Annotated in this window: 25 protein-coding genes and 4 tRNA genes; 10 read left to right on the forward strand and 19 right to left on the reverse strand. The window is 57.7% G+C overall.

What is annotated here, in order from left to right; translation table 11 throughout:
* Positions 1-107: 107 nt before the first annotated feature.
* The 3 genes from emrA (at position 108) to leuA (ending at position 4,629) form a co-directional block, all read left to right on the forward strand.
* Positions 108-1,280, forward strand: a complete 1,173-nt coding sequence (gene emrA, locus UR504_RS07755; RefSeq protein ID WP_045909303.1) for a multidrug efflux MFS transporter periplasmic adaptor subunit EmrA — start codon at positions 108-110, stop codon at positions 1,278-1,280.
* A gap of 16 nt (positions 1,281-1,296) precedes the next feature.
* Positions 1,297-2,844 carry a multidrug efflux MFS transporter permease subunit EmrB gene (emrB, locus tag UR504_RS07760; RefSeq protein ID WP_115876129.1) on the forward strand — a complete coding sequence of 516 codons (1,548 nt, stop codon included), beginning with the start codon at positions 1,297-1,299 and terminating at the stop codon, positions 2,842-2,844.
* 129 nt (positions 2,845-2,973) lie between these two features.
* The gene (gene leuA / locus UR504_RS07765; RefSeq protein ID WP_302236593.1) at positions 2,974-4,629 is read left to right on the forward strand and encodes a 2-isopropylmalate synthase; all 1,656 of its coding nucleotides are present in this window, start codon (positions 2,974-2,976) and stop codon (positions 4,627-4,629) included.
* On the opposite strand, the gene UR504_RS07770 is transcribed toward leuA, so the two are convergent.
* The 18 genes from UR504_RS07770 to mltB form a co-directional block, all read right to left on the reverse strand.
* On the reverse strand, positions 4,616-5,380 hold the full coding sequence (locus UR504_RS07770; RefSeq protein ID WP_274240662.1) for an AraC family transcriptional regulator: 765 nt from the start codon (positions 5,378-5,380) through the stop codon (positions 4,616-4,618). The genes leuA and UR504_RS07770 overlap by 14 nt on opposite strands.
* A gap of 53 nt (positions 5,381-5,433) precedes the next feature.
* The gene (luxS, locus tag UR504_RS07775; protein WP_014833019.1) at positions 5,434-5,949 is read right to left on the reverse strand and encodes an S-ribosylhomocysteine lyase; all 516 of its coding nucleotides are present in this window, start codon (positions 5,947-5,949) and stop codon (positions 5,434-5,436) included.
* Between the two features lie 153 nt (positions 5,950-6,102).
* Positions 6,103-7,647, reverse strand: coding sequence for a glutamate--cysteine ligase (gene gshA / locus UR504_RS07780; RefSeq protein ID WP_274240663.1), 1,545 nt, complete (start codon positions 7,645-7,647; stop codon positions 6,103-6,105).
* 83 nt (positions 7,648-7,730) lie between these two features.
* Positions 7,731-8,159 (reverse strand): YqaA family protein, encoded by a 429-nt coding sequence (locus UR504_RS07785; protein ID WP_008499541.1) that lies wholly within the window; start codon positions 8,157-8,159, stop codon positions 7,731-7,733.
* The gene (gene yqaB / locus UR504_RS07790; RefSeq protein ID WP_032648006.1) at positions 8,156-8,722 is read right to left on the reverse strand and encodes a fructose-1-phosphate/6-phosphogluconate phosphatase; all 567 of its coding nucleotides are present in this window, start codon (positions 8,720-8,722) and stop codon (positions 8,156-8,158) included. The genes UR504_RS07785 and yqaB overlap by 4 nt, the downstream gene beginning before the upstream one ends.
* Before the next feature lie 117 nt (positions 8,723-8,839).
* Positions 8,840-8,916 (reverse strand) — tRNA-Arg (locus UR504_RS07795).
* A 160-nt stretch (positions 8,917-9,076) separates the two neighbouring features.
* A tRNA-Arg gene (locus UR504_RS07800) sits at positions 9,077-9,153 on the reverse strand.
* A gap of 29 nt (positions 9,154-9,182) precedes the next feature.
* Positions 9,183-9,259: transfer RNA gene (locus UR504_RS07805), tRNA-Arg, on the reverse strand.
* 4 nt (positions 9,260-9,263) lie between these two features.
* Positions 9,264-9,356 (reverse strand) — tRNA-Ser (locus UR504_RS07810).
* A 342-nt stretch (positions 9,357-9,698) separates the two neighbouring features.
* Entirely contained in the window at positions 9,699-9,884 is a 186-nt protein-coding gene (gene csrA / locus UR504_RS07815; RefSeq protein ID WP_000906486.1) for a carbon storage regulator CsrA, read from the reverse strand.
* Between the two features lie 241 nt (positions 9,885-10,125).
* Positions 10,126-12,753 carry an alanine--tRNA ligase gene (gene alaS / locus UR504_RS07820; protein WP_223580361.1) on the reverse strand — a complete coding sequence of 876 codons (2,628 nt, stop codon included), beginning with the start codon at positions 12,751-12,753 and terminating at the stop codon, positions 10,126-10,128.
* Positions 12,754-12,884: 131 nt separating this feature from the next.
* Entirely contained in the window at positions 12,885-13,385 is a 501-nt protein-coding gene (gene recX / locus UR504_RS07825) for a recombination regulator RecX (RefSeq protein WP_111965498.1), read from the reverse strand.
* A 69-nt stretch (positions 13,386-13,454) separates the two neighbouring features.
* Positions 13,455-14,513, reverse strand: a complete 1,059-nt coding sequence (recA, locus tag UR504_RS07830) for a recombinase RecA (protein ID WP_024907698.1) — start codon at positions 14,511-14,513, stop codon at positions 13,455-13,457.
* 89 nt (positions 14,514-14,602) lie between these two features.
* Positions 14,603-15,100 (reverse strand): nicotinamide-nucleotide amidase, encoded by a 498-nt coding sequence (gene pncC / locus UR504_RS07835; protein WP_032643004.1) that lies wholly within the window; start codon positions 15,098-15,100, stop codon positions 14,603-14,605.
* Between the two features lie 129 nt (positions 15,101-15,229).
* Entirely contained in the window at positions 15,230-16,108 is an 879-nt protein-coding gene (locus tag UR504_RS07840) for a metal ABC transporter substrate-binding protein (RefSeq protein WP_320739573.1), read from the reverse strand.
* Between the two features lie 14 nt (positions 16,109-16,122).
* Positions 16,123-16,983 (reverse strand): metal ABC transporter permease, encoded by an 861-nt coding sequence (locus UR504_RS07845; RefSeq protein WP_133295027.1) that lies wholly within the window; start codon positions 16,981-16,983, stop codon positions 16,123-16,125.
* Positions 16,980-17,633 carry a metal ABC transporter ATP-binding protein gene (locus UR504_RS07850; protein ID WP_115876137.1) on the reverse strand — a complete coding sequence of 218 codons (654 nt, stop codon included), beginning with the start codon at positions 17,631-17,633 and terminating at the stop codon, positions 16,980-16,982. The genes UR504_RS07845 and UR504_RS07850 overlap by 4 nt, the downstream gene beginning before the upstream one ends.
* 269 nt (positions 17,634-17,902) lie before the next feature.
* A complete protein-coding gene (gene mltB / locus UR504_RS07855; RefSeq protein ID WP_302236573.1) occupies positions 17,903-19,003 on the reverse strand; it encodes a lytic murein transglycosylase B in 1,101 nt (366 codons plus the stop codon).
* A 252-nt stretch (positions 19,004-19,255) separates the two neighbouring features.
* Between mltB and srlA the strand changes: the two genes are divergently transcribed.
* From srlA to gutQ, 7 genes are all read left to right on the forward strand, one after another.
* A complete protein-coding gene (gene srlA / locus UR504_RS07860) occupies positions 19,256-19,819 on the forward strand; it encodes a PTS glucitol/sorbitol transporter subunit IIC (protein ID WP_003862164.1) in 564 nt (187 codons plus the stop codon).
* On the forward strand, positions 19,816-20,775 hold the full coding sequence (locus UR504_RS07865; RefSeq protein WP_302236570.1) for a PTS glucitol/sorbitol transporter subunit IIB: 960 nt from the start codon (positions 19,816-19,818) through the stop codon (positions 20,773-20,775). Before srlA ends, UR504_RS07865 begins: the two co-directional genes overlap by 4 nt.
* 12 nt (positions 20,776-20,787) lie before the next feature.
* A complete protein-coding gene (gene srlB, locus UR504_RS07870; RefSeq protein ID WP_274240665.1) occupies positions 20,788-21,150 on the forward strand; it encodes a PTS glucitol/sorbitol transporter subunit IIA in 363 nt (120 codons plus the stop codon).
* A 14-nt stretch (positions 21,151-21,164) separates the two neighbouring features.
* Positions 21,165-21,944, forward strand: coding sequence for a sorbitol-6-phosphate dehydrogenase (gene srlD, locus UR504_RS07875; protein ID WP_274240666.1), 780 nt, complete (start codon positions 21,165-21,167; stop codon positions 21,942-21,944).
* Between the two features lie 67 nt (positions 21,945-22,011).
* Positions 22,012-22,371: a transcriptional regulator GutM gene (gene gutM / locus UR504_RS07880; protein WP_045908515.1), complete on the forward strand. Its 360-nt coding sequence runs from the start codon at positions 22,012-22,014 to the stop codon at positions 22,369-22,371.
* 63 nt (positions 22,372-22,434) lie between these two features.
* Positions 22,435-23,208 carry a glucitol operon DNA-binding transcriptional repressor SrlR gene (srlR, locus tag UR504_RS07885; RefSeq protein WP_115876141.1) on the forward strand — a complete coding sequence of 258 codons (774 nt, stop codon included), beginning with the start codon at positions 22,435-22,437 and terminating at the stop codon, positions 23,206-23,208.
* Positions 23,201-24,166: an arabinose-5-phosphate isomerase GutQ gene (gene gutQ / locus UR504_RS07890; protein WP_271369203.1), complete on the forward strand. Its 966-nt coding sequence runs from the start codon at positions 23,201-23,203 to the stop codon at positions 24,164-24,166. The genes srlR and gutQ overlap by 8 nt, the downstream gene beginning before the upstream one ends.
* Here gutQ and norR read toward each other — a convergent pair.
* On the reverse strand, positions 24,163-25,677 hold the full coding sequence (gene norR / locus UR504_RS07895) for a nitric oxide reductase transcriptional regulator NorR (protein ID WP_320739575.1): 1,515 nt from the start codon (positions 25,675-25,677) through the stop codon (positions 24,163-24,165). The two genes, gutQ and norR, sit on opposite strands and share 4 nt — an antisense overlap.
* Between the last annotated feature and the right edge of the window lie 26 nt (positions 25,678-25,703).

The following is a 25,703-nucleotide window of genomic DNA, read 5'->3' on the forward strand; positions in this document are numbered from 1 at the left end:
TTCCTGATTCATAAGAAAACCGACAGGCCAGCACGTCACACTGCTGGCCTTTCTGACAACAGGTCGGCTCAGCCGATGTGAAAATAAGAAGATCGTGGAGAACAACAATGAGCGCAAATGCGGAGAGCACTACCCCGCAGCAACCGGCCAACAAGAAAGGCAAACGTAAGAGCGCCCTTCTTCTGTTGACCTTGCTCTTTATCATTATTGCCGTGGCATATGGGATCTATTGGTTTTTAGTACTGCGTCATGCTGAAGAGACTGACGACGCGTACGTGGCAGGGAACCAGGTACAAATTATGGCGCAGGTGTCGGGCAGCGTGACGAAAGTCTGGGCTGACAATACCGACTTTGTGCAAAAAGGCGATGTGTTGGTGACCCTCGATCCAACCGACGCCCAGCAGGCTTTTGAAAAAGCACAGACCGCGCTGGCCTCCAGCGTCCGTCAGACCCGCCAGCTGATGATCAACAGCAAACAGCTGCAGGCCAACATCGACGTGCAGAAAACAGCGCTGGCGCAGGCGCAGAGCGACCTGAACCGCCGCGTGCCGCTCGGCACCGCCAACCTGATTGGCCGTGAAGAGCTGCAGCACGCCCGCGATGCCGTTGCCAGCGCTCAGGCACAGCTGGATGTGGCCATTCAACAGTACAACGCCAACCAGGCGATGGTGCTGGGCACCAGTCTGGAAAACCAGCCCGCCGTACAGCAGGCGGCGACCGAAGTGCGCAACGCGTGGCTTGCCCTGCAGCGTACCAAAATCGTCAGCCCGATGACCGGCTATGTCTCCCGTCGTTCCGTCCAGCCAGGAGCGCAGATTAGCCCAACCACGCCGCTGATGGCGGTCGTGCCGGCAGACAATCTTTGGGTCGACGCCAACTTTAAAGAGACGCAGCTTGCCCATATGCGTATCGGCCAGACCGCGACGGTTGTCAGCGACATTTACGGCGATGACGTGAAGTACACCGGTAAAGTGGTCGGCCTGGATATGGGGACCGGCAGCGCCTTCTCCCTGCTGCCTGCGCAGAACGCCACCGGTAACTGGATCAAAGTGGTTCAGCGTCTGCCCGTGCGTATCGAACTGGATGCCAAACAGCTGGCGGATCACCCGCTGCGTATCGGCCTCTCTACGCTGGTGACCGTTGACACCGCCAACCGCGACGGTCAGATCCTGGCAAGCCAGGTGCGCAGCAGCCCGGCTTATGAAAGTAACGCCCGTGAAATTAGCCTCGATCCGGTCAACAAGCTGATCGATGACATCGTGAAGGCAAACGCCGGTTAATCCGAAGGTGAGCGTTATGCAACAGCAAAAGCCGCAAAAACCGCTGGAAGGGGCGCAGCTGGTCATTATGACCATAGCGCTGTCGCTGGCGACATTCATGCAGGTGCTGGACTCCACCATCGCAAACGTGGCGATCCCGACCATTGCCGGTAACCTTGGCTCGTCGCTGAGCCAGGGGACCTGGGTCATTACCTCGTTTGGGGTGGCAAACGCCATCTCCATTCCGATTACCGGCTGGCTGGCAAAGCGCGTCGGTGAGGTGAAGCTGTTCCTCTGGTCCACGGTGGCGTTTGTACTGGCCTCGTGGGCGTGCGGCATGTCCAGCAGCCTGACGATGCTGATTTTCTTCCGCGTCATTCAGGGGATTGTCGCCGGGCCGCTGATCCCGCTTTCCCAGAGTTTGCTGCTGAGCAACTACCCTCCCGCAAAACGTTCCGTCGCGCTGGCGCTCTGGTCGATGACCGTTATCGTCGCGCCTATCTGCGGACCGATTCTGGGCGGGTACATCAGCGATAACTACCACTGGGGCTGGATCTTCTTCATCAACGTACCGATTGGCGCGGTCGTGGTATTAATGACGCTGCAGTCGCTGCGGGGACGTGAGACCCGTACCGAACAGCGGCGAATCGACAGCATCGGGCTGGCGCTGCTGATCCTGGGTATCGGCAGTCTGCAGATCATGCTCGACCGCGGTAAAGAGCTCGACTGGTTCAACTCGCAGGAAATTATCATCCTGACCATTGTCGCGGTGGTGTCGATAAGCTTCCTGATCGTCTGGGAGCTGACGGACGACAACCCGATAGTCGATCTCTCGCTGTTTAAGTCGCGAAACTTTACCATTGGATGTCTGTGTATCAGCCTCGCCTATATGCTCTACTTCGGCGCGATTGTTCTGCTGCCGCAGCTATTGCAGGAGGTGTATGGCTATACCGCAACCTGGGCGGGTCTGGCCTCAGCGCCGGTCGGGGTGATCCCGGTCCTGCTGTCGCCGATAATTGGCCGCTTCGCCCATAAGCTCGACATGCGCCGTCTTGTGACGTTCAGCTTCATCATGTATGCGGTGTGCTTCTACTGGCGTGCGTATACCTTTGAGCCAGGAATGGACTTTGGCGCCTCTGCGTGGCCGCAGTTCATTCAGGGCTTCGCGGTCGCGTGCTTCTTTATGCCGCTGACTACCATCACGCTCTCTGGCTTACCGCCCGAGCGTCTGGCGGCCGCGTCTAGCCTGTCGAACTTCACCCGTACGCTGGCGGGCTCCATCGGTACGTCGATCACCACCACCCTGTGGACGAACCGTGAATCGATGCACCACGCCCAGCTGACCGAAGCGGTGAACCCGTACAACCCGAATGCTCAGCAGATGTATAGCCAGCTTCAGGGGATGGGAATGACGGAGCAGCAGGCGTCCGGCTGGATTGCCCAGCAGATCACCAACCAGGGGCTAATTATCTCGGCCAACGAGATTTTCTGGATATCGGCAGGGATCTTTATCATCCTGCTGGGGCTGGTGTGGTTTGCCAGACCGCCGTTTGGTGCCGGCGGCGGCGGCGGTGGTGCGCATTAATCCTCTGCGCTGGTAGCCGCCACAGGGCAACCGCCCCGGTTGTCCAGAACGCGACAGCGATTGTCAGTTTCGATAAAGCAGCGCTCCTGTAATCACTTCACGATAGTGAAAAGACAACAGGAGCGCATCATGCTGAACACACCCGCCGACAAGTACCAACCCTATCCGACCCTTTCCCTGCCCGACCGCCGCTGGCCGGAGCAACGCATCACCCGCGCGCCTCGCTGGCTTTCCACCGACCTCCGCGACGGCAACCAAGCCCTTGCCGAGCCGATGGACAGCACCCGCAAGCTGCAGTTCTGGGATTTGCTGCTGGGCTGCGGATTCAAAGAAATTGAGGTGGCTTTTCCTTCAGCCTCGCAGACGGATTTCAACTTCGTTCGCCAGCTGATTGAAGAGAACCGCATCCCGGATGACGTGACGATTCAGGTATTAACCCAGGCGCGGGAAGATCTCATCCATCGCACTTTTGAATCCCTGCGCGGCGCAAAGCAGGCCACCGTGCATCTGTATAACGCCACCGCCCCGCTGTTCCGCCGCCTGGTCTTCGGCATGGAGAAAGCGCAAATCGTTGAGCTGGCGACGCGCGCGACGCGGCTTATTCGCCAGCTGTGTGAGAAAAATCCCGACACCCGCTGGCAGTATGAATACTCTCCGGAAACCTTCTGCTTTACCGAGCCGGAGTTTGCGCTGGAGATTTGTGAAGCCGTGGCGGAGATCTGGCAGCCGTGCGATGAACGGCCTATGGTGATCAACTTACCCGCCACAGTCGAAGTGAGCACGCCGAACGTCTATGCCGACCAGATCGAGTACTTCTGTCGCCATTTTAGCCGCCGCCGCGACGTCTGCATCAGCGTGCATCCGCATAACGACCGCGGTACCGGCGTCGCCTGCGCGGAGCTGGCCGTAATGGCGGGGGCTGACCGCGTGGAGGGCTGTCTGTTTGGTAACGGGGAACGTACGGGCAACGTCTGCCTGGTAACGCTGGCGATGAACCTCTACAGCCAGGGGGTTAGCCCGAATCTGGACTTTAGCGATATGAATCGGGTGGTGGAAGTGGTGGAAACCTGCAATCAGCTGCCGGTGCACCCGCGCCATCCGTGGGCAGGACGGCTGGCCTATACCGCCTTCTCCGGCTCGCATCAGGACGCGATTAAAAAAGGCTTTGATGCCCGCAGGCCGGGCGATCGCTGGGAGATGCCTTACCTGCCTGTCGATCCCCAGGATATCGGCTGCACCTACGAAGCGGTGATCCGCGTGAACAGCCAGTCAGGAAAAAGCGGCAGCGCATGGCTCATCGAACAGAATCATGGCCTGAAATTACCTCGCGCCCTTCAGCAGGATTTCAGCCTGCACGTGCAGCAGGAAACCGATCGCCACGGAAAAGAGATGACGCATAATGCGCTGTGGCAGCTGTTCCGCGCCCGCTACGGCCTGGTAGCATCGCCGCACTATGCGCTGCAATCCTACCGCAGCGACAGCCAGCAGGACGGCCAGCTGCGTCTGACGGCCAGCGTCGCCACACAGGGAGGAACGCGCCAGCTGGAGGGTCAGGGTAACGGTCTGCTCTCCGCCGCCGCTCACGGCTTAAGCCGCTGGGTCAACGCCCCGTTCGTGATAAAGGATTACCACGAGCATACGTTAGGCGAACGCAGCGACAGCCGGTCGGTGGCCTACATCCGCTGCCTGTTCCAGGACGGCAGCAGCCGCTGGGGCGTAGGCATTGACAGCGACGTGGCGCGCGCGTCGCTTCAGGCGCTGTTTAACGCCGTCAGTCGTTCTTAAAGTAATCGCTGGGAGAGACGCCCATCACCCGACGGAACATGGCCGTAAAGGCGCTGTGACTGCCGTACCCCAGATCCAGCGCCACGCGTAATACCGGCTGGCCCTGCGCCAGTCGCACTAAGGCTTCCAGCAGGCGCGCCCTTCTCAGCCACTCGCCGTAGCTTAATCCCGTCTGCTGCTGAAAATGGCGGTTCAGGGTGCGCTCGCTCACGTTCATCATGCTCGCCGCCTGCGCGCTGGTCCAGCTTTCCCCCGGGTGTTGCCGGATTTGCAGACACAGGCGACGTAGCGCCTCACTTTCCGGCTCCGGCAGGTGAAACGGCAGCACCGGCATAGTGCGGATTTCATCGAGAATGAGCTCATAGACGCGCTCATCCCGGCTTCCGGGTGAGTACGATTCAGGTAAAGCAAGGCAGACGAGGATCAGCTCGCGCAGCAGCGGCGTTATCTGCACGATCTGGCAGGTGGCCGGGAGATCGGCCCGCGCCAGCGGATCGATAAATAGCGTTCGCGCCGCCACGTTGCCGGTGATGCGAAGCGAGTGGCGAGTCCCCGCAGGTAGCCAGACGCCGCGACCGGGAGGCACAACCCAACAGCCTGATGCGGTATCCACCCGTACCACGCCGCTCAGGGTGTGCAGCAGCTGCGCGCAGTCGTGCTTGTGCCACGGTTCGCTGTCACCATGAATGTAATCATGGGCAAACGGAACGAGGGGACGGTGGATAAAGGAAAAAGTCGAGGTTGTGGTCATGGGTTAAACAACCCTCACCCTACCCTCTCCCTGAGGGAGAGGGAAAAGGTGCACTAGATGTGCAGTTCCTGCAGTTTTTCTTTCGGCAGGGCCAGCTCTTCGTTGCTGTTCACGCGCACATCACGCTCGATGATATGACGCGCGATTTCCTGCGCTTCTTCCAGAGAGTGCATCTGGTAGGTGCCGCACTGGTAAACGTTCAGCTCTGGGATCTGGTTCTGCTCTTTCACCTTCAGCACGTCCTGCATGGCCGCTTTCCAGGCATCTGCCACACGTTTCTCTTCAGGCTGACCAATCAGGCTCATGTAGAAACCGGTACGGCAGCCCATCGGAGAGATATCGATGATCTCAACGCCGTTGCCGTTCAGGTGGTCACGCATGAAGCCAGCGAACAGGTGTTCCAGCGTATGAATGCCTTTCTCCGGCATCACTTCTTTGTTTGGCACGCAGAAACGCAGATCGAAGACGGTGATCGTGTCGCCGTGCGGGGTGTGCATGGTCTTCGCCACGCGGACTGCAGGTGCTTCCATACGGGTATGGTCGACAGTAAAGCTATCTAATAACGGCATACGTCACCTCCGATAGTGATTTTTTTTAAAATAAACTGAACTCTTCTACAGAATGCGCGTCTGAGTATATGAAAGACGCGCATTTGTTATCATCATCCCTGAATTCAGAGATGTATATTTTGGCCACAGCGATGTGGCCTTTTTCTTTTCTGCTTAAGCCTGCTTAGCCAGAAACGCCTCAAACGACTCGGTATCCGCCGCTTCAACCTCTTTCTGACGCACCACGGACGCATCGCGTTCCGCGACAAAATCCGCTTCGCTCAGCACTTCTAACGGCTCCTGCATCAGCATCTCACGGTACTCCGCTGAGAGTGAACGCCCCGTGCCGCCAATGCCCTGATCGATCATAGAACGCAGAATGCGTGCTGAGAACGTCAGTTCCGGGTTATCAAAGCACGCCACCAGCTGGTCGCAGATCTGTTGATACGCATCCCCGCCGTCGATGCTGTCCATCGTCCGGGCAACACGCTTCAGATCGCCGAACAGATCTTTGCCGACTTTCGTCAGCGGGAACTGTGCCGTTTCGCAGCCGATCCCCAGCGTCAGACCCGGTTTACGCCCTTCCAGAATCACGCGGTTCCAGTTTGTACGGGTACAGAGCAGTTCGTCTGAACTCATTTCCGGCGCATCCGCCAGCACGCACCAGACCATAAACAGATCCAGGAAGCGAATCTGCTGTTCATCAACGCCAATCGGTGAGAACGGGTTGATATCCAGCGAGCGCACTTCAATGTATTCGATCCCACCGCGCTGCAGCGCATCCGACGGGGTTTCGCCGCTGCGCGTCACGCGCTTAGGACGAATAGGCGCATACAGCTCGTTTTCAATCTGCAGCACATTGCTGTTGATTTGCAGGCGCTTACCGTCTTTTTCGAGGCCGATTTTCTCGTACTCTTCCGACGGGGTTTTGATCGCCCGCTTCAATCCTGCCACATATTCGTGCAATTCGTTAAACGTAATACCGAGATTGCTTTGCGATTTATTGGTATAACCGAGATCGCTCAGGCGCAGAGAGGTGGCATACGGGAGATAGTACATTCCGCAATCGGTCTTCTCGAATGGCAGCGTGGTCGGTTTCCCCTGCAGGAACGAAGAACAGATCGCCGGGGAGGCACCAAACAGATACGGGATCACCCAGCCGAAACGGTAATAGTTGCGGATGAGGCGGAAATAGCCCTCCGAGATCGCGTCTTTATCCGTTTCACCGCATTTCGCCTGCCAGAATGCCATTGGCAGCGAGAAGTTGTAATGCACACCCGAGATCGTCTGCATCAACGCGCCGTAGCGGTTTTTCAGCCCTTCACGATAGAGCGTTTTCAGCCGGCCGATATTTGACGTGCCGTACTGCGCCAGCTCAATCTCCTGGCCCTGCTCGATATAGCACGGCATGCTGAGGGGCCACATACGTTCGTCGCCCAGGTTGCGCGCGGTATAACGATGGATATCGCGCATGATCGTCAGCATATGATCAATATCACCCTCTACTGGGGTGATGAACTCCAGCAGCGCTTCAGCGAAATCGGTTGTGATCCATTTATGTGTCAGCGCCGAGCCTAACGCCTTCGGGTGACCCGTTGTCGCTAAACTGCCGTCCGCGTTAACGCGCAGCGTTTCACGCTCAAGCCCACGCTGAATACCCTTCAATGCCTGAGGGTGGTTTTCCAGCCAGGCCAGCGCCTGAGATACGTCCGGGATCAAATTGACCTCCCGCCTGTCAAAGTAATGTTACTCAGCATAATTGTAATGGTTGACGATTGAAGGTCGCGTATTCATTCCACCAATTAGTGCCACCACGTCATACCCTGCAGCGTTGCCCACGCCACGAGAACATAGCGCAACGCCTTGCCAAGGCACAAAAAAAAGAGCACCGGTCCCCAGGAGATGCGCATCCATCCCGCCAGCAGACACAGTAAATCGCCTATTACAGGCATCCAGCTTAATAACAGCGTGGCAGCGCCATAGCGTTTTAGCCAGCCGACTGCCTTTTCCTGCCAGCGCGATTTTTCACGCAGCGGAAAGAAACGCCCAAGAATAACGTTAGTCAGCCCTCCAAGGCTATTACCCATTGTTGCTATTAATACAAGCAGCCAGGGCTGACTCACGCCGGACAACAGCATCGCCACCAGCACCACTTCCGAATTTCCCGGTAACAGCGTGGCGCTTAAAAAACTGCTGGCGAATAATGAGGCAAGTGACAGCGCGTCACTCACAGTAAGCGTACATCCACCGCATCCATTCCGGCATCACGCGCGGCCTGGATGCCGAAATCGGCATCTTCAAACACGACGCATTTTGCCGCCGGGACGCCCATTAATTCTGCGCAAAGCAGGAAGGTGTCCGGTGCGGGCTTGTGATGTTTAACATGATCGGCGGCGACCACGGCAGAAAAATAGTGGCGCAGGCCAAGATGATTGAGCAAAGCTTCTGCAATCGCACTTTCGCTGCCTGTTCCTACCGACATCGGGCGACGCCCGTGCCACTCTTTTACCACATCAATCAGCGGCAGAGGGCGTACGGTATCTAAAAGCATGGCTTTTACTGCATCGGTTTTTTCGCGCGCGAGCAGGTGCGGGTCGAGATCGGCCTGATTCAGTTCAATCACGGCCTGTGCAATACGCCAGGTGGGAGATCCGTTGAGGGCAATCATCGCCTGAAGATCGAAACGCATACCGTAGCGGCCCAGGACGTCTGTCCAGGCTTGACGATGCGTGGGTTCGGTATCCAGGAGAGTGCCATCCATATCGAAGATCAAACCGTCATACTGTGCGTACATCGTGCTCTCGCTAAACGATTAACAAAGCATTACTTTATCGTAAATGGTGGTTTTTGTCGCTGACTGAGAGTGTGATTGCTGACGGAACGTCGAAGGAATAAACAAAGAAGGAGAAGATGGTGCATCCGGGAGGATTCGAACCTCCGACCGCTCGGTTCGTAGCCGAGTACTCTATCCAGCTGAGCTACGGATGCATCGGGAAATGCTTTCAGAAACAGTAAATGGTGCATCCGGGAGGATTACTCGGCTGCGCCTCGCCCTTCGGGCCGTTGCTAAAGCAACGTTATCCTCCCTGGTGCTTGCGATTAACCCGCAGACCTTGAAACAACAGCGTGGCTATTATCTCGGAGAATATGGTGCATCCGGGAGGATTCGAACCTCCGACCGCTCGGTTCGTAGCCGAGTACTCTATCCAGCTGAGCTACGGATGCATCAGGGTACTGCTTTCAGAAATAGTAAATGGTGCATCCGGGAGGATTCGAACCTCCGACCGCTCGGTTCGTAGCCGAGTACTCTATCCAGCTGAGCTACGGATGCAAAATGGCGGTGAGGCGGGGATTCGAACCCCGGATGCAGCTTTTGACCGCATACTCCCTTAGCAGGGGAGCGCCTTCAGCCTCTCGGCCACCTCACCACACAACGCCTCTTTCGAGTGCTTCGAGCAACTCGTTAAGAGCTTCTCGTCGCTGCGTGGCGCATATATTACTTTCTGGGACTTATAAGTCAAACAATTTTCCAAAAGCTTTTATCGTTTGCACAAATCACACGCAATTCGCATGTAAAAGCCGCAAAGAGGGTGTTTTATAAGCGGATTTTGCAGGCTTCTTCACAGAAAACCTATGCAGAAAAGGCGGAGATAGGACGAGTTAAGGGTTATGGAGCGGTTAAAAAGAGAGCGATTGAAATTAAACGGTAACTTTGAGCAGGAAAAATGACAGGAGGGTTGCGTCTCGCCCGACAGCGAGACGCGACAATATCAGTAACTGGACTGCTGGGATTTTTCAGCCTGGATACGCTGGTAGATCTCTTCACGGTGGACAGATACTTCTTTAGGAGCGTTAACACCAATACGTACCTGGTTACCCTTTACCCCTAAAACTGTCACGGTGACCTCATCCCCAATCATGAGGGTCTCACCAACTCGACGAGTCAGAATCAGCATTCTTTGCTCCTTGAAAGATTAAAAGAGTCGGGTCTCTTGTATCCCGGCATTATCCATCATATAACGCCAAAAAGTAAGCGATGACAAACACGTAAAGTGTAAGCAGTCACGGCATCACATTCTGTTAAACGTAAGTTTAGCCGATATACACAAACTCAACCTGACTTTATCGTTATCGATAGCACAGTGAACAAGACGCCATAACGTTACCGCTATGGCGTCTGCTTGTGCTTTGTAGTTATTACAGTTTCGCGCTTACCCAGCTTTCAACGCTGGCCAATGCTGCAGGGAGTGCCGCCGCATCCGTACCACCGGCTTGCGCCATGTCCGGACGACCGCCACCCTTGCCGCCCACCTGCTGAGCGACCATACCAATCAGTTCCCCTGCTTTTACGCGGTCGGTCACATCCTTAGATACGCCCGCAATCAGAGAAACCTTACCTTCTGCCACTGTCGCCAGCACGATAACGGTAGAACCAAGCTGGTTCTTGAGATCGTCGACCATAGTACGCAGCATCTTAGGCTCAACGCCCGCCAGATCGCTGACCAGCAGTTTGACGCCCTTAATGTCTACAGCCTTGCTGGAGAGGTTTGCACTCTCCTGCGCCGCAGCCTGCTCTTTCAGCTGCTGCAGCTCTTTTTCCAGCTGACGCGTGCGATCCAGCGCAACGCGCACTTTCTCGCCCAGGTTCTGGCTATCGCCTTTCAGCAGCTGCGCGATATCGTGCAGTTGATCGCTCTGCGCATGCAGGCTGGCAATCGCACCTTCACCGGTCACCGCTTCAATACGACGCACGCCTGCCGCCGTACCCGACTCGGAAACAATACGGAACAGGCCGATGTCACCGGTGCGCGAGGCGTGTGTACCGCCGCACAGCTCGGTAGAGAAGTCGCCCATGCTCAGCACGCGAACACGTTCATCGTATTTCTCGCCAAACAGCGCCATCGCACCTTTTTTCTTCGCGTCCTCGAGATCCATGATATGAGTCTCGATTGGCAGGTTACGACGGATCTGCGCGTTCACCAGATCTTCCACCGCACGGATTTCAGATGGCTTCATCGCTTCAAAATGCGAGAAGTCGAAGCGCAGCACTTTGTCGTTAACCAGAGAACCTTTCTGTGCAACGTGGGTACCGAGCACATCGCGCAGGGCAGCGTGCATCAGGTGGGTTGCCGAGTGGTTCAGACGAATGCGCGCGCGGCGAGCTTCATCAACGTTAGCCTGGACGCCCTCGCCCACTTTCAGAGAACCGGAAACCAGTTTGCCCTGGTGACCAATCGCCTGACCGTATTTTTGGGTGTCGCTGACGCTGAAGCTAAAGCCATTGCCCTTCAGTTCGCCCTTATCGCCAACCTGGCCGCCGGATTCGGCGTAGAACGGCGTTTTGTCCAGAATGACAACCGCATCCTGACCCGCACTGATGCTGTCCACGGCTTTGCCGTCAACAAACAGGGCGGTCACTTTGCCGGTCAGTTCCAGCGCCTCATAACCTTTGAATTCAGACGCGCTATCAACGCGGATCATCGCGTTGTAGTCTGCACCGAAACCGCTGGACTCACGCGCACGACGGCGCTGCTCTTCCATCGCGGCTTCGAAGCCCGCTTCGTCAACTTTGATGTTGCGCTCACGGCAAACGTCCGCTGTCAGGTCAACCGGGAAGCCGTAGGTGTCGTACAGGCGGAAAGCGGTTTCGCCATCCAGCGTGTCGCCCTTGAGCTTCGCCAGCTCTTCGTCCAGCAGCGCCAGACCGCGCTCCAGAGTACGGGCAAACTGCTCTTCTTCGGTTTTCAGAACCTGCTCAACCTGCGCCTGCTGGCGTTTCAGCTCGTCACCGGCTGAACCCATCACGCCGATCAGTGGCCCAACGAGTTTGTAGAAGAAGGTGTCCTTCGCGCCCAGCATGTTGCCGTGACGAATAGCACGACGAATGATACGACGCAGCACGTAGCCACGGTTTTCATTCGACGGGATAACGCCGTCTGCAATCAGGAACGCGCAGGAGCGAATGTGGTCCGCGATAACGCGCAGCGATTTGTTGTTCAGATCGGTCGCGCCGGTGACTTCGGCAACGGCTTTGATCAGGGTGCTGAACAGGTCAATCTCATAGTTGGAGTTAACGTGCTGCAGAACCGCGGCAATACGCTCCAGGCCCATACCGGTATCAACGGAAGGCTTCGGCAGCGGCTCCATCGTACCGTCGGCCTGACGGTTGAACTGCATGAAGACGATGTTCCAGATCTCAATGTAGCGATCGCCGTCTTCTTCCGGGCTTCCCGGAGGGCCGCCCCAGATGTGGTCGCCGTGATCGTAGAAGATCTCGGTGCACGGACCGCAAGGACCGGTATCACCCATCTGCCAGAAGTTGTCGGACGCGTAAGGCGCGCCTTTGTTATCGCCGATGCGAATAATACGCTCGCGCGGGATCCCGACTTCTTTTTCCCAGATTTCGTAGGCTTCGTCATCGGTTTCATAGACGGTAACCCACAGACGCTCTTTCGGCAGGTTGAACCAGTTTTCACCGGTCAGCAGTTCCCACGCATATTGAATGGCATCGTGTTTGAAGTAGTCGCCGAAGCTGAAGTTACCCAGCATTTCGAAGAAGGTGTGGTGACGCGCGGTGTAACCGACGTTTTCCAGGTCGTTGTGTTTACCGCCCGCACGCACGCAACGCTGTGAGGTTGTGGCGCGGGAATAATTACGCTTGTCGAGACCAAGGAACACATCCTTGAACTGGTTCATCCCGGCGTTGGTAAACAGCAGAGTCGGATCGTTGTTCGGTACCAGGGAGCTGCTGGCAACAACCTGGTGTCCCTTACTATGGAAAAAATCGAGAAACGCCTGACGGATCTCAGCGGTGCTCTTGCTCATAATTATCCTGAAATCAAGCTAACGAAATGTCGTAGCCAGCCTGTATCGGTAAACCGTTGGACAGACCAGCTACTGGAAAAAGTGGGAATAAGATAAGTTTTCTTTAGTGGGAAGTAAAATCCCGCATGCGTTCAATCGGCAAAATTACGCCAGATATCCTGAATATCTTCCATCAGAAAGCCGCGGTAGAGCAAAAAGCGCTGGATTTTAACTTTTTCTGAAAATTCACGCGGCAGCGGCTCGCCGTACTTGCGAATCGCCTGTTCTCTTGCCAGTTCGCACCAGTCAATATCGCATTCGCGCATCGCTTTTTCGATGGACTCCCGGGCTACCCCTTTCTGGTTTAGCTCCTGCCGGATGCGCGCGGGCCCGTATCCTTTACGGCCACGGCTGGCGAGAAACCGCGAGGCAAAACGCTCGTCATCAAGATAGCGATGCTCATAGCACCAGGCGATGACGCGGTCATAATCTTCCGCGGCGGCATCAATCTCTTCCGGGCCGTTTTTACTCATCACCGGCGCCGACAGTTTTCGCCGCAGCTCCTGTTCGCTGTGGTCACGGACGGCCAGGATGCGCACCGCGCGATCAAGTAAGCGTGCATACGCGGGTCGACGTGTTGTCGGTTCACTCATAAAAAAACCTGCTGATTCAGAAATGCAAAAAGGGCCGCATCAGCAGCCCTTCATTGTTAAACGAGAGAATTAAAAGTCTTCGTTAGTTTCTTCAGCATCCGCGCTATCAACCGCGAAATCAGGCGTGGAGTCCTGGTTGTTCAGCAGAAGCTCACGCACTTTCTTCTCGATCTCTTTCGCCGCAGCCGGGTTCTCTTTCAGCCAGGAGATGGCATTCGCTTTACCCTGACCAATCTTGTCACCGTTGTAGCTGTACCAGGCGCCCGCTTTTTCAATCAGCTTCTCTTTCACGCCCAAGTCAACCAGCTCACCGAAGAAGTTAATACCTTCGCCGTAGAGGATCTGGAACTCAGCCTGCTTGAACGGCGCAGCGATTTTGTTCTTCACAACCTTGACGCGGGTTTCGCTACCGACGACGTTCTCACCCTCTTTCACCGCGCCGATACGGCGGATATCCAGACGGACAGAGGCGTAGAATTTCAGGGCGTTCCCCCCGGTCGTGGTTTCCGGGTTACCGAACATCACGCCGATTTTCATACGGATCTGGTTGATGAAGATCAGCAGCGTGTTGGACTGCTTCAGGTTACCCGCCAGCTTACGCATCGCCTGGCTCATCATACGAGCCGCAAGGCCCATATGAGAGTCGCCGATTTCGCCTTCGATTTCGGCTTTTGGCGTCAGTGCGGCAACGGAGTCGACCACGATAACGTCAACAGCACCAGAACGCGCCAGCGCGTCACAAATTTCCAGTGCCTGCTCACCGGTGTCCGGCTGAGAACACAGCAGGTTGTCGATATCGACGCCCAGCTTACGGGCATACACAGGGTCCAGCGCGTGCTCGGCATCGATAAACGCACAGGTTTTACCTTCGCGCTGTGCCGCGGCAATGACCTGCAGCGTCAGGGTGGTTTTACCGGAGGACTCTGGCCCGTAGATTTCTACGATACGGCCCATAGGCAGGCCGCCAGCGCCCAGCGCGATATCCAGAGAAAGCGAACCGGTGGAGATGGTTTCCACATCCATGGAACGGTCTTCACCCAGGCGCATGATGGAGCCTTTACCGAATTGCTTTTCGATCTGGCCCAGTGCTGCCGCCAACGCTTTCTGTTTGTTTTCGTCGATAGCCATTATTACTCCTGTCATGCCGGGAGAAGCGACTGTGCTTCACCGTGGATTTCTGTTCTGTTGGTGCAATTATACTGTATGGTCATACAGTATCAAGTGTTTTGTAGAAATTGTTGCCAGAGCGTTTTTAACGCATATTCCGTTGCCTGACGACGCACGCTTTCGCGATCGCCGCTGAAGCACTCCCGGCGGGTGATGCCTTCGCCTTTAGAAGTAGCAAACCCAAACCAGACTGTGCCGACAGGCTTCACGTCGCTACCGCCGTCCGGGCCCGCAATGCCGCTAATGGAAATTGCGTAATCTGCGCGCGCCTCTTTGAGCGCACCAATGGCCATCTCGATCACCACCGGTTCGCTGACCGCGCCATGCTGTTCAAGCGTGGATTCGCGCACGCCAATCATCTGTGCTTTAGCTTCGTTACTGTAGGTCACAAATCCGCGTTCAAACCAGGCGGAACTGCCGGCAATATCGGTAATCGCTTTCGCCACCCAGCCGCCGGTGCAGGATTCCGCGGTGGTGATTGTCGCGCCACGCTGCTTCAGCGCAAGGCCAACAATCTCGCTAAGCTGCATCAATTCATGGTCAGTCATTCTCGCTCCAGGCATCAGAAAAACGTGCTGCACAAGATAGCACTTTCTCGTCAGATGTGGGGATGCACTTCAGGTTTTACGAGGGAGCTTCAGAAAAAAGCCGATGCGGGCGCACCGGCCGTGGAAATGTTATTTCATGCTGTCGGCGAGGGTGTTCACATTGTGGCGAAATGCCTTAACGTAGGTGTCTGCCACCCCGCCTTTTGCCGACAGCGCTTCCGGATACAGTTCGCCCCCCGGCTGTGCGCCCGTCGCCGACGCTATCTGCTTCACCAGACGCGGATCGAGCTGATTTTCCATAAACCAGGTTTTGACGCCGTCGGCTTTGATCTGATTGATAATCTCAGCAACCTGCGACGCGCTGGCCTCGCTCTCGGACGACAGTCCCTGCGGCGCCATAAACGTCACGCCGTAGGCGCGGCTGAAATAGCCAAACGCGTCATGGCTGGTCAACACGTTACGCTTCGCCTGCGGGATCTGGCTAAAGCGCGTTTTGGCCCAGCTATCCAGCTGGTTAAGCTGCGCGATATACGGTTTACCGGAGGCTTCCAGCGCGGCTTTGTCCTGCGGATCGGCTTTCACCAGCCCGTTCAGAATATTTTGTGCATACAGCGCCCCGTTCGCCGCGCTGTTCCACGCGTGCGGATCGGTCACGGTCTTTCCATCTTCCTCAAGCGTGTGGGTTTTCACCCCGGTTGAGGCGACGACCAGCTGTCCTTTGAACCCGGAGGCCTTCACCAGCCGATCGAGCCAGCCCTCCAGCCCCAGGCCGTTTACCACCACCACATCGGCCTTGCTCAGCGCCGCGCTGTCTTTCGGCGACGGTTCAAAGGTATGCGGATCGCCGTCTGGCCCCACCAGCGTCGTCACGTTCACATGGTCACCGCCCACCTGCTGCGTGATATCCCCCAGTATCGAAAAGCTGGTGACCACATTCAGCGTTTTCGCCATCACGCCGTGCGACATCATCCCCAGCGCGAGCGCCACTGCTAATCCTGTACGTTTCATCGTTTCCCCTTGCGTTAAAAAAGCGCGCGCAGGCTGCCAGCGAGCCTGCTTCGCGTGCCCAGTAAAATGGAAATAAAGAACAGCGCGCTGGCGGTAAGCACAATGGAAGGCCCGGCAGGCAAACTCATTGCCCAGGAGAGGCTCAGCCCCAGCCATGCGCAGAAAATACCGCTGATGCCCGCCATCAGGAGTAACGCAGGCAGCGTGCGCACCCAGCAGCGGGCCGCCACGGCTGGAAGCATCATCAGCCCGACGGCCATCAGCGTGCCGAGCACCTGAAAACCAGCCACCAGGTTAAGAACCAGCAGCGCCAGAAACAATCCGTGCAGCAGGCCGGGCAGCCAGCGGGCGTTCACCTGCAGCCAGGCGGTGTCAAACGCTTCGGTAACCAGTCCGCGATAGAACATCGCCAGCACGATAAGGGTGAACATGCACACGCCCGTGACAAACAGCGCGGCGTCGTTGTCCACGGCGAGGATGGAGCCAAACAGCAGATGCAGCAGATCGACATTCGACCCGCGCAGCGACACCAGCGTGACCCCCAGCGCCAGCGAGCCAAGATAAAACCCGGCAAAGCTGGCATCTTCCTTAAGCGGCGTGCGTCGACTGACCAGACCGGCCAGCAGCGCCACGGTAATGCCCGCGATAAAACCGCCAATACTCATCGCCAGCAGCGACATACCGCTGAGCAAATACCCCACGGCGACACCCGGCAAAATGGCGTGAGAAAGGGCGTCGCCCATCAGGCTCATCCGTCGCAGCTGAAGAAACACCCCGAGCGCGGTAGTGCTGACGGAGAGCGCCAGGCAAACCACCAGCGCGCGACGCATAAAGCCGTACTCAATAAACGGCTGAAAAAAGAGATGCCAGATCATGCCACCCTCACCCGCTCGGTTTTCCACTGGGGCACGTCAGCATCCAGCCGCAGCGTTTGCGGGAAATGGCGCGACACGCGCTCGCTGTCGTGCAGTACCGCGAGCAGAGTTTGCCCCTGCATATACATCTCCAGCATCACGTCCATCAGCACGTTGCAGGTGGCTTCATCGACGCCGGTAAAGGGCTCATCCAGCATCACCAGCGGCGCCTGCTGTACCAGAACGCGGGCAAACAGCATGCGCTGGAACTGCCCGCCGGAGAGCTCATCGATGGTGGATAACGCCATGGTTTCCAGTCCGACGCGCTCAAGCGCGCTGGCAAGGCGCAGCCGCGCTTCGCGACGAAACCCGGAAAACAGCGAAATGCCCGGCCAGCATCCCATGCTTACCACGTCCTGTACGGTCAGCGGAAACTGCGCCTCCAGCGCGTGGCGCTGTGCCAGCCATCCGATTACCGGGCGCTTCCCCTGCCAGCGAAAGCCGCCGCTGACGGGAGGAATAAACCCCGCCAGCGTTTTCAGCAGCGTGGATTTCCCGCAGCCGTTAGCGCCGATAATGGCGGTCATGCTTCCGCGCTCAATCGTGCCCGAAAGGGGCCGCGTAATGGGCTGGCGTTCATAACCCGCGACCAGTTCATTCATCACAATCATGGCAATGCCACCGCCCAGCACACGGCCAGCCCAATAAAGACAACCAGCACCAGCGCCAGCAAAAGCCGAACCGGAGCAGACAGAGAGAAAAGGGACGTTGACATCTCGACACCACATTAAACGTTATAACATAACAATAATAAAAGGTAGTTAAGATGTAAATGGCGGGTTTGCAGAGGGAGTGTGGCGAAATGTTTCTGAGGGAAATAGGTGCGCGCGGGTGCCCTCACCCCAGCCCTCTCCCACAGGGAGAGGGGGAATAAGGTGACTTACTGACTAAACGGTGACGCCGCCGGCACGCGGGCCTGCGATACCGCCAGCCCCAGCTGCCATACAGCCATCGCATAGTGGGTGCTGTGGTTATAGCGGGTAATGGTGTAGAAATTCGGCAGACCGTACCAGTACTGATAGCCCGTCCCGACATCCAGACGCAGCAGACTCACCTGTTGCGCGTTGCCCAGCGGCTGGGTTGGCGTTAAGCCTGCCGCCGTCAGCTGTGCAACGCTATATTTGGTTTTAAAGCCGTTTTCCAGCCCAAACGCCTCGCCGTTCGCCTGCACCGCAACTTGCCCGCCCGGCACCCAGCCGTGCGCCTTGAAGTAGTTCGCCACGCTGCCGATGGCATCCACCGGATCCCACAGGTTGATATGGCCATCTCCGTTAAAGTCGACGGCATACTGTTTATAGGACGACGGCATAAACTGGCCGTAGCCCATCGCGCCGGCAAACGACCCTTTCAGATCGAGCGGATCGTCCTGCTCGTTGCGCGCCATCAGCAGGAAGGTCTCCAGCTCGGAGGAGAAATACTCCGCGCGGCGCGGATAGTTAAAGGAGAGCGTCGCCAGCGCATCCAGGATGCGGGTTTTCCCCATCACGCGGCCCCAGCGGGTTTCCACGCCGATAATCCCGACGATGATTTCAGGCGGTACGCCGTACACCTGCCACGCGCGGTTGAGCGCCTCTTCATACTGATTCCAGAACGCCACGCCGTTTTGCACGTTGTCCGGAGTAATAAACTGCTTGCGATAGCGCAGCCACGCGCCGTTCGGCCCGCTCGGCACCTGGGCCGTCGGCGCCTGTCTGTCCATCAGACGCAGCACGTAGTCCAGACGCTTCGCCTGAGACAAAATTTCGTGCAGCTGCTGTCTGTCAAAGCCGTGTTTGCTCACCATTTTATCGATGAACTGCTCGGCCGCCGGGTTATTCGCGAAGTCGCCGCCCATCTGCATCATATTGTGCTGCGGCTCCAGCAGGAATCCTCCGGAAGGCGCGCCCGCCGTTTGCTGAACGGCTTCGGTCTTAGGTTTGCTACTACAGGCAGACAGCAGAATAAGCGCAGGCAACAGCGCTGCATAACGACGCTTGAACATGAGACATCCATTTAACGGGTTCGATAAGAACCCAGTATGGTAAAGCATCCGCAACACCTCAAGGAAGCGGTACGCACCTTCCCTACGCAAATCCGCGCTTTTTTCCATCGAAAATCATTAGCCCCACCAATAAACTTTCAAAATAATCCTTTTTTCTTTCATTGTGAGATCTAATTAACACTTTAAAATCTTTCAAAATGATTATTATTAGCCCAGCCAGACAAAAACAAAAAAGCCTCACAGGAGAGAAGAATGATAGAAACCATCACCCACGGCGCCGAGTGGTTCATCGGGCTATTTCAAAAAGGCGGAGAAGTGTTCACCGGCATGGTGACCGGGATCCTGCCCCTGCTGATCAGCCTGCTGGTCATCATGAACGCGCTGATCAACTTTATCGGCCAGCAGCGCATTGAACGCTTCGCCCAGCGCTGCGCCGGAAACCCGCTGTCCCGCTACCTGATACTGCCCTTTATCGGCACCTTCGTGTTCTGCAACCCGATGACCTTAAGCCTCGGCCGCTTTATGCCGGAAAAGTACAAGCCGAGCTACTACGCCGCCGCCTCCTACAGCTGCCATTCGATGAACGGCCTGTTCCCGCACATCAACCCCGGCGAGCTGTTCGTTTATCTCGGGATCGCCAGCGGCCTTACTACGCTTGGCCTGCCGCTCGGCCCGCTGGCGGTGAGCTACCTGCTGGTCGGTCTGGTGACCAACTTCTTCCGCGGCTGGGTGACCGACCTCACCACCGCTATTTTCGAGAAAAAAATGGGCATCCAGCTTGAACAGAAGGTCCATCTTTCAGGAGCCACAGCATGAACCGGATCCGCATTGACAAAGGCACGGGCGGCTGGGGTGGCCCGCTGGAGTTCGACGCCACCGAAGGCAAAAAGATTGTTTACATCACCGCGGGTACCCGCCCGGCGATCGTCGACAGGCTGTGCGAGCTGACCGGCTGGGAAGCGGTCGACGGCTTCAAAGAAGGCGAGCCGCCGGAAGCAGAAATTGGCGTGGCGGTGATCGACTGCGGCGGCACGCTGCGCTGCGGTATCTATCCGAAGCGCCGTATTCCGACGGTAAATATTCACTCCACCGGAAAATCCGGCCCGCTGGCGCAGTACATCCTCGAAGACATTTATGTCTCGGGCGTTAAGGAAGACAACATCACCCTGGTGAAGGGGACGTCTGCACCGCAAAAAGCGGCTCCGCGCGAGTACGACACCAGCAAGAAAATCACCGAGCAGAGCGACGGCCTGCTGGCGAAGGTCGGGATGGGCATGGGTTCCGCCGTGGCGGTGCTTTTCCAGTCCGGGCGCGACACCATCGACACGGTGCTGAAAACCATTCTGCCGTTTATGGCGTTCGTCTCGGCGCTGATCGGCATCATCATGGCCTCCGGCCTGGGCGACTGGATTGCCCACGGCCTCGCCCCGCTCGCTAGCCACCCGCTCGGGCTGGTGACGCTGGCGCTGATCTGTTCCTTCCCGCTGCTGTCGCCGTTCCTCGGCCCGGGCGCGGTGATCGCTCAGGTCATCGGCGTGCTGATTGGCGTGCAGATTGGTCTGGGGAACATTCCCCCGCACCTCGCCCTGCCCGCCCTGTTTGCCATTAACGCCCAGGCGGCTTGCGATTTCATCCCCGTTGGGCTGTCGCTGGCCGAAGCGCGCCAGGACACCGTGCGCGTGGGCGTGCCGTCCGTGCTGGTCAGCCGCTTCCTGACGGGCGCGCCCACGGTGCTGATTGCCTGGTTTGTCTCCGGCTTTATTTATCAATAAGAGGTTCCTGCAATGACCGTGATTTACCAGACCACCATTACCCGCATTGGCCAGAGCGCCGCCGACGCGCTGAGCGACCAGATGCTGATCACCTTTCGCGAAGGGGCGCCTGCGGATATCGAAGAGTTTTGTTTTATCCACTGCCACGGCGAGCTGAACGGTGAGCTGAAGGCCGGTAGCCAGCTTGAGCTGGGCGAGGCGCGCTATGCCGTGACCGCCGTCGGCGACGTCGCTGAACAAAACCTGCGCGAGCTGGGCCACATCACCCTGCGTTTCGACGGCCAGCTACAGGCCGAATATCCCGGCACGGTTCACGTCGATGGTCCGGTTCCGCAGGCTGTCACCCCAGGCTGCACGTTAAAATTTGTTGCGTAATTAAGGAGATAGACATGAGTCAGGTTGCCGTTGTCATTGGTGGAGGACAAACCTTAGGCGAGTTCCTCTGCCGTGGGCTTGCCGCAGAGGGCTACCGCGTGGCGGTAGTGGATATTCAGAGTGAAAAAGCCGCCCGCGTGGCGGACACCATTAACACCGAGTTTGGCGAAGAAATGGCGTACGGGTTTGGCGCCGACGCCACCAGCGAGCAGAGCGTGATGGCGCTGGCCCGCGGCGTGGACGAGATTTTTGGGCGTACCGATCTGCTGGTCTACAGCGCGGGAATTGCGAAAGCGGCCTTTATCAGCGATTTCGAACTGGGGGATTTTGACCGCTCGCTGCAGGTCAATCTGGTGGGCTATTTCCTCTGCGCCCGCGAGTTTTCCCGTCTGATGATCCGCGACGGCATTCAGGGACGCATCATTCAGATCAACTCCAAATCAGGAAAAGTGGGCAGCAAGCACAACTCCGGCTACAGCGCGGCGAAGTTTGGCGGCGTGGGGCTGACGCAGTCTCTGGCGCTGGATCTGGCCGAGTACGGCATTACCGTTCACTCGCTGATGCTCGGCAACCTGCTGAAATCGCCGATGTTCCAGTCCCTGCTGCCGCAGTATGCCACCAAGCTCGGCATCAAGGCTGAGGAAGTGGAGCAGTACTACATCGATAAAGTGCCGCTGAAGCGCGGGTGCGATTATCAGGACGTGCTGAACATGCTGCTGTTTTACGCCAGCCCGAAAGCCTCGTACTGCACCGGGCAGTCGATTAACGTCACCGGCGGGCAGGTAATGTTCTGATCGAGCGGCCTGATGCCCTCACCCTAACCCTCTCCCACCGGGAGAGGGTACACAATAAGGAGCCGATATGGTCACCGCACTCATCACCGTCGCCGCCCTCGCCTGGCTCTGCCAGATGGCGTTCGGCGGCTGGCAAATTCACCAGTTTAACCGCGCGTTTGACGCACTGTGCCAGAAAGGCCGCGTGGGCGTCGGGCGTTCCGGGGGACGCTTTAAACCGCGAGTCGTCGTGGCTATTGCGCTGGACGAAAACAATAACGTCTGCGATTCCCTCATCATGCGCGGCATGACCGTCTTTGCCCGTCCGGTGAAAATCCAGGCAATCAACGGCATTTCGCTGCAGGAATTGCAGCCTGATGTGATCTTTCCCCATGATCCACTCTGTCAGAATGCACTATCATTAGCGCTTAATCTGAAACATGGATAATTTCGTTGTGAAAGATATAGACTTGCGAAATTATCATTTCGCAACCTAAGGAACGAAGCGCCTATGAAACCTCGTCAGCGGCAGGCGGCCATTCTCGAGCATCTGCAAAAGCAGGGAAAATGTTCGGTAGAGGATCTGGCCCACTACTTTGACACCACCGGCACGACGATACGCAAGGACCTCGTATTGCTCGAAAACTCTGGCGCCGTCATTCGAACCTACGGCGGCGTGGTGCTTAATAAGGACGAAGCCGACCCGCCTATCGACCACAAAACGCTGATCAATACCCACCAGAAAGCGATGATTGCCGAAGCCGCCGTAAAATTTATCCACGATGGCGACTCCATCATTCTGGATGCAGGCAGTACCGTTCTGCAGATGATCCCGCTGCTCAGCCGCTTTAACAACATCACGGTGATGACCAACAGCCTGCACATCGTCAACGCGCTGTCGGAGTTCGACAGCGAGCAGACCATCCTGATGCCCGGCGGCACCTTCCGCAAAAAATCCGCCTCATTCCACGGACAGCTGGCGGAGAACGCCTTCGACCACTTCAGCTTTGATAAACTGTTCATGGGCACCGACGGCATCGACCTGAACGCGGGCGTCACCACCTTCAACGAGGTGTTCAGCGTCAGTAAAGCCATGTGTAACGCCGCGCGGGAGGTGATTCTGATGGCGGACTCGTCGAAGTTTGGCCGTAAAAGCCCCAACATTGTCTGTAGCCTTGAAAGCGTCGACAAGCTGATTACCGACGCGGGTATCGACCCGGCGTTCAAAAAAGCGCTGGAAGAGAAAGGCATCGACGTGATCGTAACCGGAGAGAGAGATGAGTGATTTTCTGTTAGAAACGGGTCGCCAGACGCTGACGCTGGAACTGCAGGAAGCCAGCCGCCTGCCGGAACGTCTGGGCGAGGATTTTGTCCGCGCCGCCAACACCATTATCCACTGCGAAGGCAAAGTGATCGTGGCGGGCATCGGTAAATCCGGCCATATCGGCAAAAAGATTGCTGCGACGCTCGCCAGCACCGGCACCCCGGCCTTCTTCGTGCATCCGGCAGAGGCGCTGCACGGCGATCTGGGGATGATAGAAAGCCGCGACGTGATGCTGTTTATCTCTTACTCCGGTTCGGCCAAAGAGCTGGATCTCATTATTCCGCGCCTGCAGGAAAAATCCGTCGCCCTGCTGGCGATGACCGGGAAATCCCGCTCGCCGCTAGCGCTGGCCGCCAAAGCGACGCTGGATATTTCCGTTGAGCGTGAAGCCTGTCCGATGCACCTCGCCCCGACCTCCAGCACCGTGAATACCCTGATGATGGGCGACGCGCTGGCGATGGCGGTGATGCAGGCGCGCGGCTTTAACGAAGAAGATTTCGCCCGCTCGCATCCGGCGGGGGCGCTCGGGGCACGCCTGCTCAACAAGGTTCACCACCTGATGCGCACCGACGATGCTATTCCGCAGGTCAAACTCAATACCAGCGTCATGGACGCGATGCTGGAGCTCAGCCGCACCGGTCTGGGGCTGGTGGCGGTGTGCGATGACGACGGGTACGTCAAAGGCGTATTCACCGACGGCGACCTGCGCCGCTGGCTGGTGGGCGGCGGCAGGCTGGAAACCCAAGTGTCGGACGCCATGACCAAAGGGGGGCTGACGCTGAACGCCGAGAGCCGCGCCATTGAAGCCAAAGAGGTGCTGATGAAGCGCAAAATCACCGCCGCACCGGTGGTGGATGACACCGGCAGGCTGTGCGGCGCCATCAACCTGCAGGATTTCTATCAGGCCGGCATTATCTAACCCTTCAGTCCCAGACGCTTCGCCAGCCGGTGCAGGTTGGCGACGTCCATCTCCAGCGCCCGCGCGCACGCCGCCCAGCTGCGGTTATTCTGCTCCAGCGCGCGGGTAATCATCCGACGCTGGAATTCTTCCGTCGCCTCGCGTAGATTCTCGTTTGCGCTCTCGGGCGCAGCAGCCTTCACGGTCGGGGCAGTTTCCTCATGCAGTGCAAAATGCCGCGCATGAATTACCACCTCATCTCCCGAACGCGTCGCCCGCGCCAGCACCACCGCGCGGTGGATCGCATGCTCCAGCTCGCGCACGTTGCCCGGCCAGCCGTAGCTTAGCAGATGCGACCTCGCACTCGGGCTCAGCACCACGCGGGAAAGCCCCATCCTGAGACGGCACTGCTCGCAGAAAAAGCCCGCCAGCAGCACCACGTCGTCCCCGCGCTCGCGCAGCGGCGGCACGGTAAGCGGGAACACGCTCAGGCGATGGAACAGGTCGGCGCGGAACTGCCCGGCCAGCACCGCTTCACGCAGGTCGCGGTTGGTGGCCGCCAGCACGCGAACGTCCACTCTGTGGCTGCGGTCATCCCCCACGCGCTGGATGTCGCCGTACTGCAGCACGCGCAGCAGCTTGGCCTGTAGCGACAGGGAGAGCTCGCCGATTTCGTCCAGAAACAGCGTGCCGTTATCGGCCATTTCGAACTTGCCGCTGCGGTTGCTGATGGCCCCGGTAAACGCCCCTTTAACGTGACCAAACAGCTCGCTTTCCGCCACGCTTTCCGGCAGCGCGGCGCAGTTGAGGTACACCAGCGGGTTCACCGCGCGCGGCGACGCTTCGTGAATGGACTTCGCCACCAGCTCCTTGCCAGTGCCGGTCTCCCCGAAGATCAGCACGTTCAAATCGGAAGCGGCAACGATCTCAATCTCTTTTTTGAGCTGCGCCATGCCCGGAGAGAGGCCAATCATCTCCGTATGCGTTACCTGCTCAAATGCCGCCGGGCTGCCGGGAAGGATATTCTGGCTCTCCAGCTGTTCAATCAGCAGCGCGTTGTTAAGCGCCCCGGCGGCCAGGGCGGCAATCAGGCGCAGCTCTTCGTCGCTAAAGGCATCGAACTGGTCCGGCGAAAGGCCGTCGAGGGTCAGCGCGCCAATCAGATTTTGTCCGGCAAATAAAGGCAGGCCGATACAGGCGTGCACCTTCAGGCTCTCCTGGCCGGGAATAAGCCCATCGTACGGGTCGGGCAGATCGCTGTCCGCCGGAAAGCGCACCACGTCACCCGCGCGGGCGATAGTTTCCAGACGCGGATGGCCCTCAAGGGTAAAACGCCGTCCGAGCACGTCCTTCGCCAGCCCGTCGATAGCCAGCGGAATAAACTGCCGCCCCTCGTAGCGCAGCAGTGCGGACGCATCGCACTCAAGCACGTGGCGCAGCGTGGAGATCAGCCGCTGAAAGCGGTCCTGATGGCCGATACCGGTCTGCAGCTCAATGGCGATCTTCGCCAGCACGTCTACGGAAAAGCTCATAGTGATCTCGTTGTCATTTTGACAAT

The organism is Enterobacter sp. 241F3, from assembly GCF_034106785.1.
Lineage (GTDB): Bacteria > Pseudomonadota > Gammaproteobacteria > Enterobacterales > Enterobacteriaceae > Enterobacter > Enterobacter vonholyi.

What these genes read in the sequence shown, in the direction of transcription:
- emrA (WP_045909303.1), top strand. Translation starts at nt 108, where the DNA reads ATGAGCGCAAATGCGGAGAGCACTACCCCGCAGCAACCGGCCAACAAG.
- emrB (WP_115876129.1), top strand. Translation starts at nt 1,297, where the DNA reads ATGCAACAGCAAAAGCCGCAAAAACCGCTGGAAGGGGCGCAGCTGGTC.
- leuA (WP_302236593.1), top strand. Translation starts at nt 2,974, where the DNA reads ATGCTGAACACACCCGCCGACAAGTACCAACCCTATCCGACCCTTTCC.
- UR504_RS07770 (WP_274240662.1), bottom strand. Translation starts at nt 5,380, where the DNA reads ATGACCACAACCTCGACTTTTTCCTTTATCCACCGTCCCCTCGTTCCG.
- luxS (WP_014833019.1), bottom strand. Translation starts at nt 5,949, where the DNA reads ATGCCGTTATTAGATAGCTTTACTGTCGACCATACCCGTATGGAAGCA.
- yqaB (WP_032648006.1), bottom strand. Translation starts at nt 8,722, where the DNA reads ATGTACGCACAGTATGACGGTTTGATCTTCGATATGGATGGCACTCTC.
- csrA (WP_000906486.1), bottom strand. Translation starts at nt 9,884, where the DNA reads ATGCTGATTCTGACTCGTCGAGTTGGTGAGACCCTCATGATTGGGGAT.
- alaS (WP_223580361.1), bottom strand. Translation starts at nt 12,753, where the DNA reads ATGAGCAAGAGCACCGCTGAGATCCGTCAGGCGTTTCTCGATTTTTTC.
- recX (WP_111965498.1), bottom strand. Translation starts at nt 13,385, where the DNA reads ATGAGTGAACCGACAACACGTCGACCCGCGTATGCACGCTTACTTGAT.
- recA (WP_024907698.1), bottom strand. Translation starts at nt 14,513, where the DNA reads ATGGCTATCGACGAAAACAAACAGAAAGCGTTGGCGGCAGCACTGGGC.
- pncC (WP_032643004.1), bottom strand. Translation starts at nt 15,100, where the DNA reads ATGACTGACCATGAATTGATGCAGCTTAGCGAGATTGTTGGCCTTGCG.
- UR504_RS07840 (WP_320739573.1), bottom strand. Translation starts at nt 16,108, where the DNA reads ATGAAACGTACAGGATTAGCAGTGGCGCTCGCGCTGGGGATGATGTCG.
- UR504_RS07845 (WP_133295027.1), bottom strand. Translation starts at nt 16,983, where the DNA reads ATGATCTGGCATCTCTTTTTTCAGCCGTTTATTGAGTACGGCTTTATG.
- UR504_RS07850 (WP_115876137.1), bottom strand. Translation starts at nt 17,633, where the DNA reads ATGATTGTGATGAATGAACTGGTCGCGGGTTATGAACGCCAGCCCATT.
- mltB (WP_302236573.1), bottom strand. Translation starts at nt 19,003, where the DNA reads ATGTTCAAGCGTCGTTATGCAGCGCTGTTGCCTGCGCTTATTCTGCTG.
- srlA (WP_003862164.1), top strand. Translation starts at nt 19,256, where the DNA reads ATGATAGAAACCATCACCCACGGCGCCGAGTGGTTCATCGGGCTATTT.
- UR504_RS07865 (WP_302236570.1), top strand. Translation starts at nt 19,816, where the DNA reads ATGAACCGGATCCGCATTGACAAAGGCACGGGCGGCTGGGGTGGCCCG.
- srlB (WP_274240665.1), top strand. Translation starts at nt 20,788, where the DNA reads ATGACCGTGATTTACCAGACCACCATTACCCGCATTGGCCAGAGCGCC.
- srlD (WP_274240666.1), top strand. Translation starts at nt 21,165, where the DNA reads ATGAGTCAGGTTGCCGTTGTCATTGGTGGAGGACAAACCTTAGGCGAG.
- gutM (WP_045908515.1), top strand. Translation starts at nt 22,012, where the DNA reads ATGGTCACCGCACTCATCACCGTCGCCGCCCTCGCCTGGCTCTGCCAG.
- srlR (WP_115876141.1), top strand. Translation starts at nt 22,435, where the DNA reads ATGAAACCTCGTCAGCGGCAGGCGGCCATTCTCGAGCATCTGCAAAAG.
- gutQ (WP_271369203.1), top strand. Translation starts at nt 23,201, where the DNA reads ATGAGTGATTTTCTGTTAGAAACGGGTCGCCAGACGCTGACGCTGGAA.
- norR (WP_320739575.1), bottom strand. Translation starts at nt 25,677, where the DNA reads ATGAGCTTTTCCGTAGACGTGCTGGCGAAGATCGCCATTGAGCTGCAG.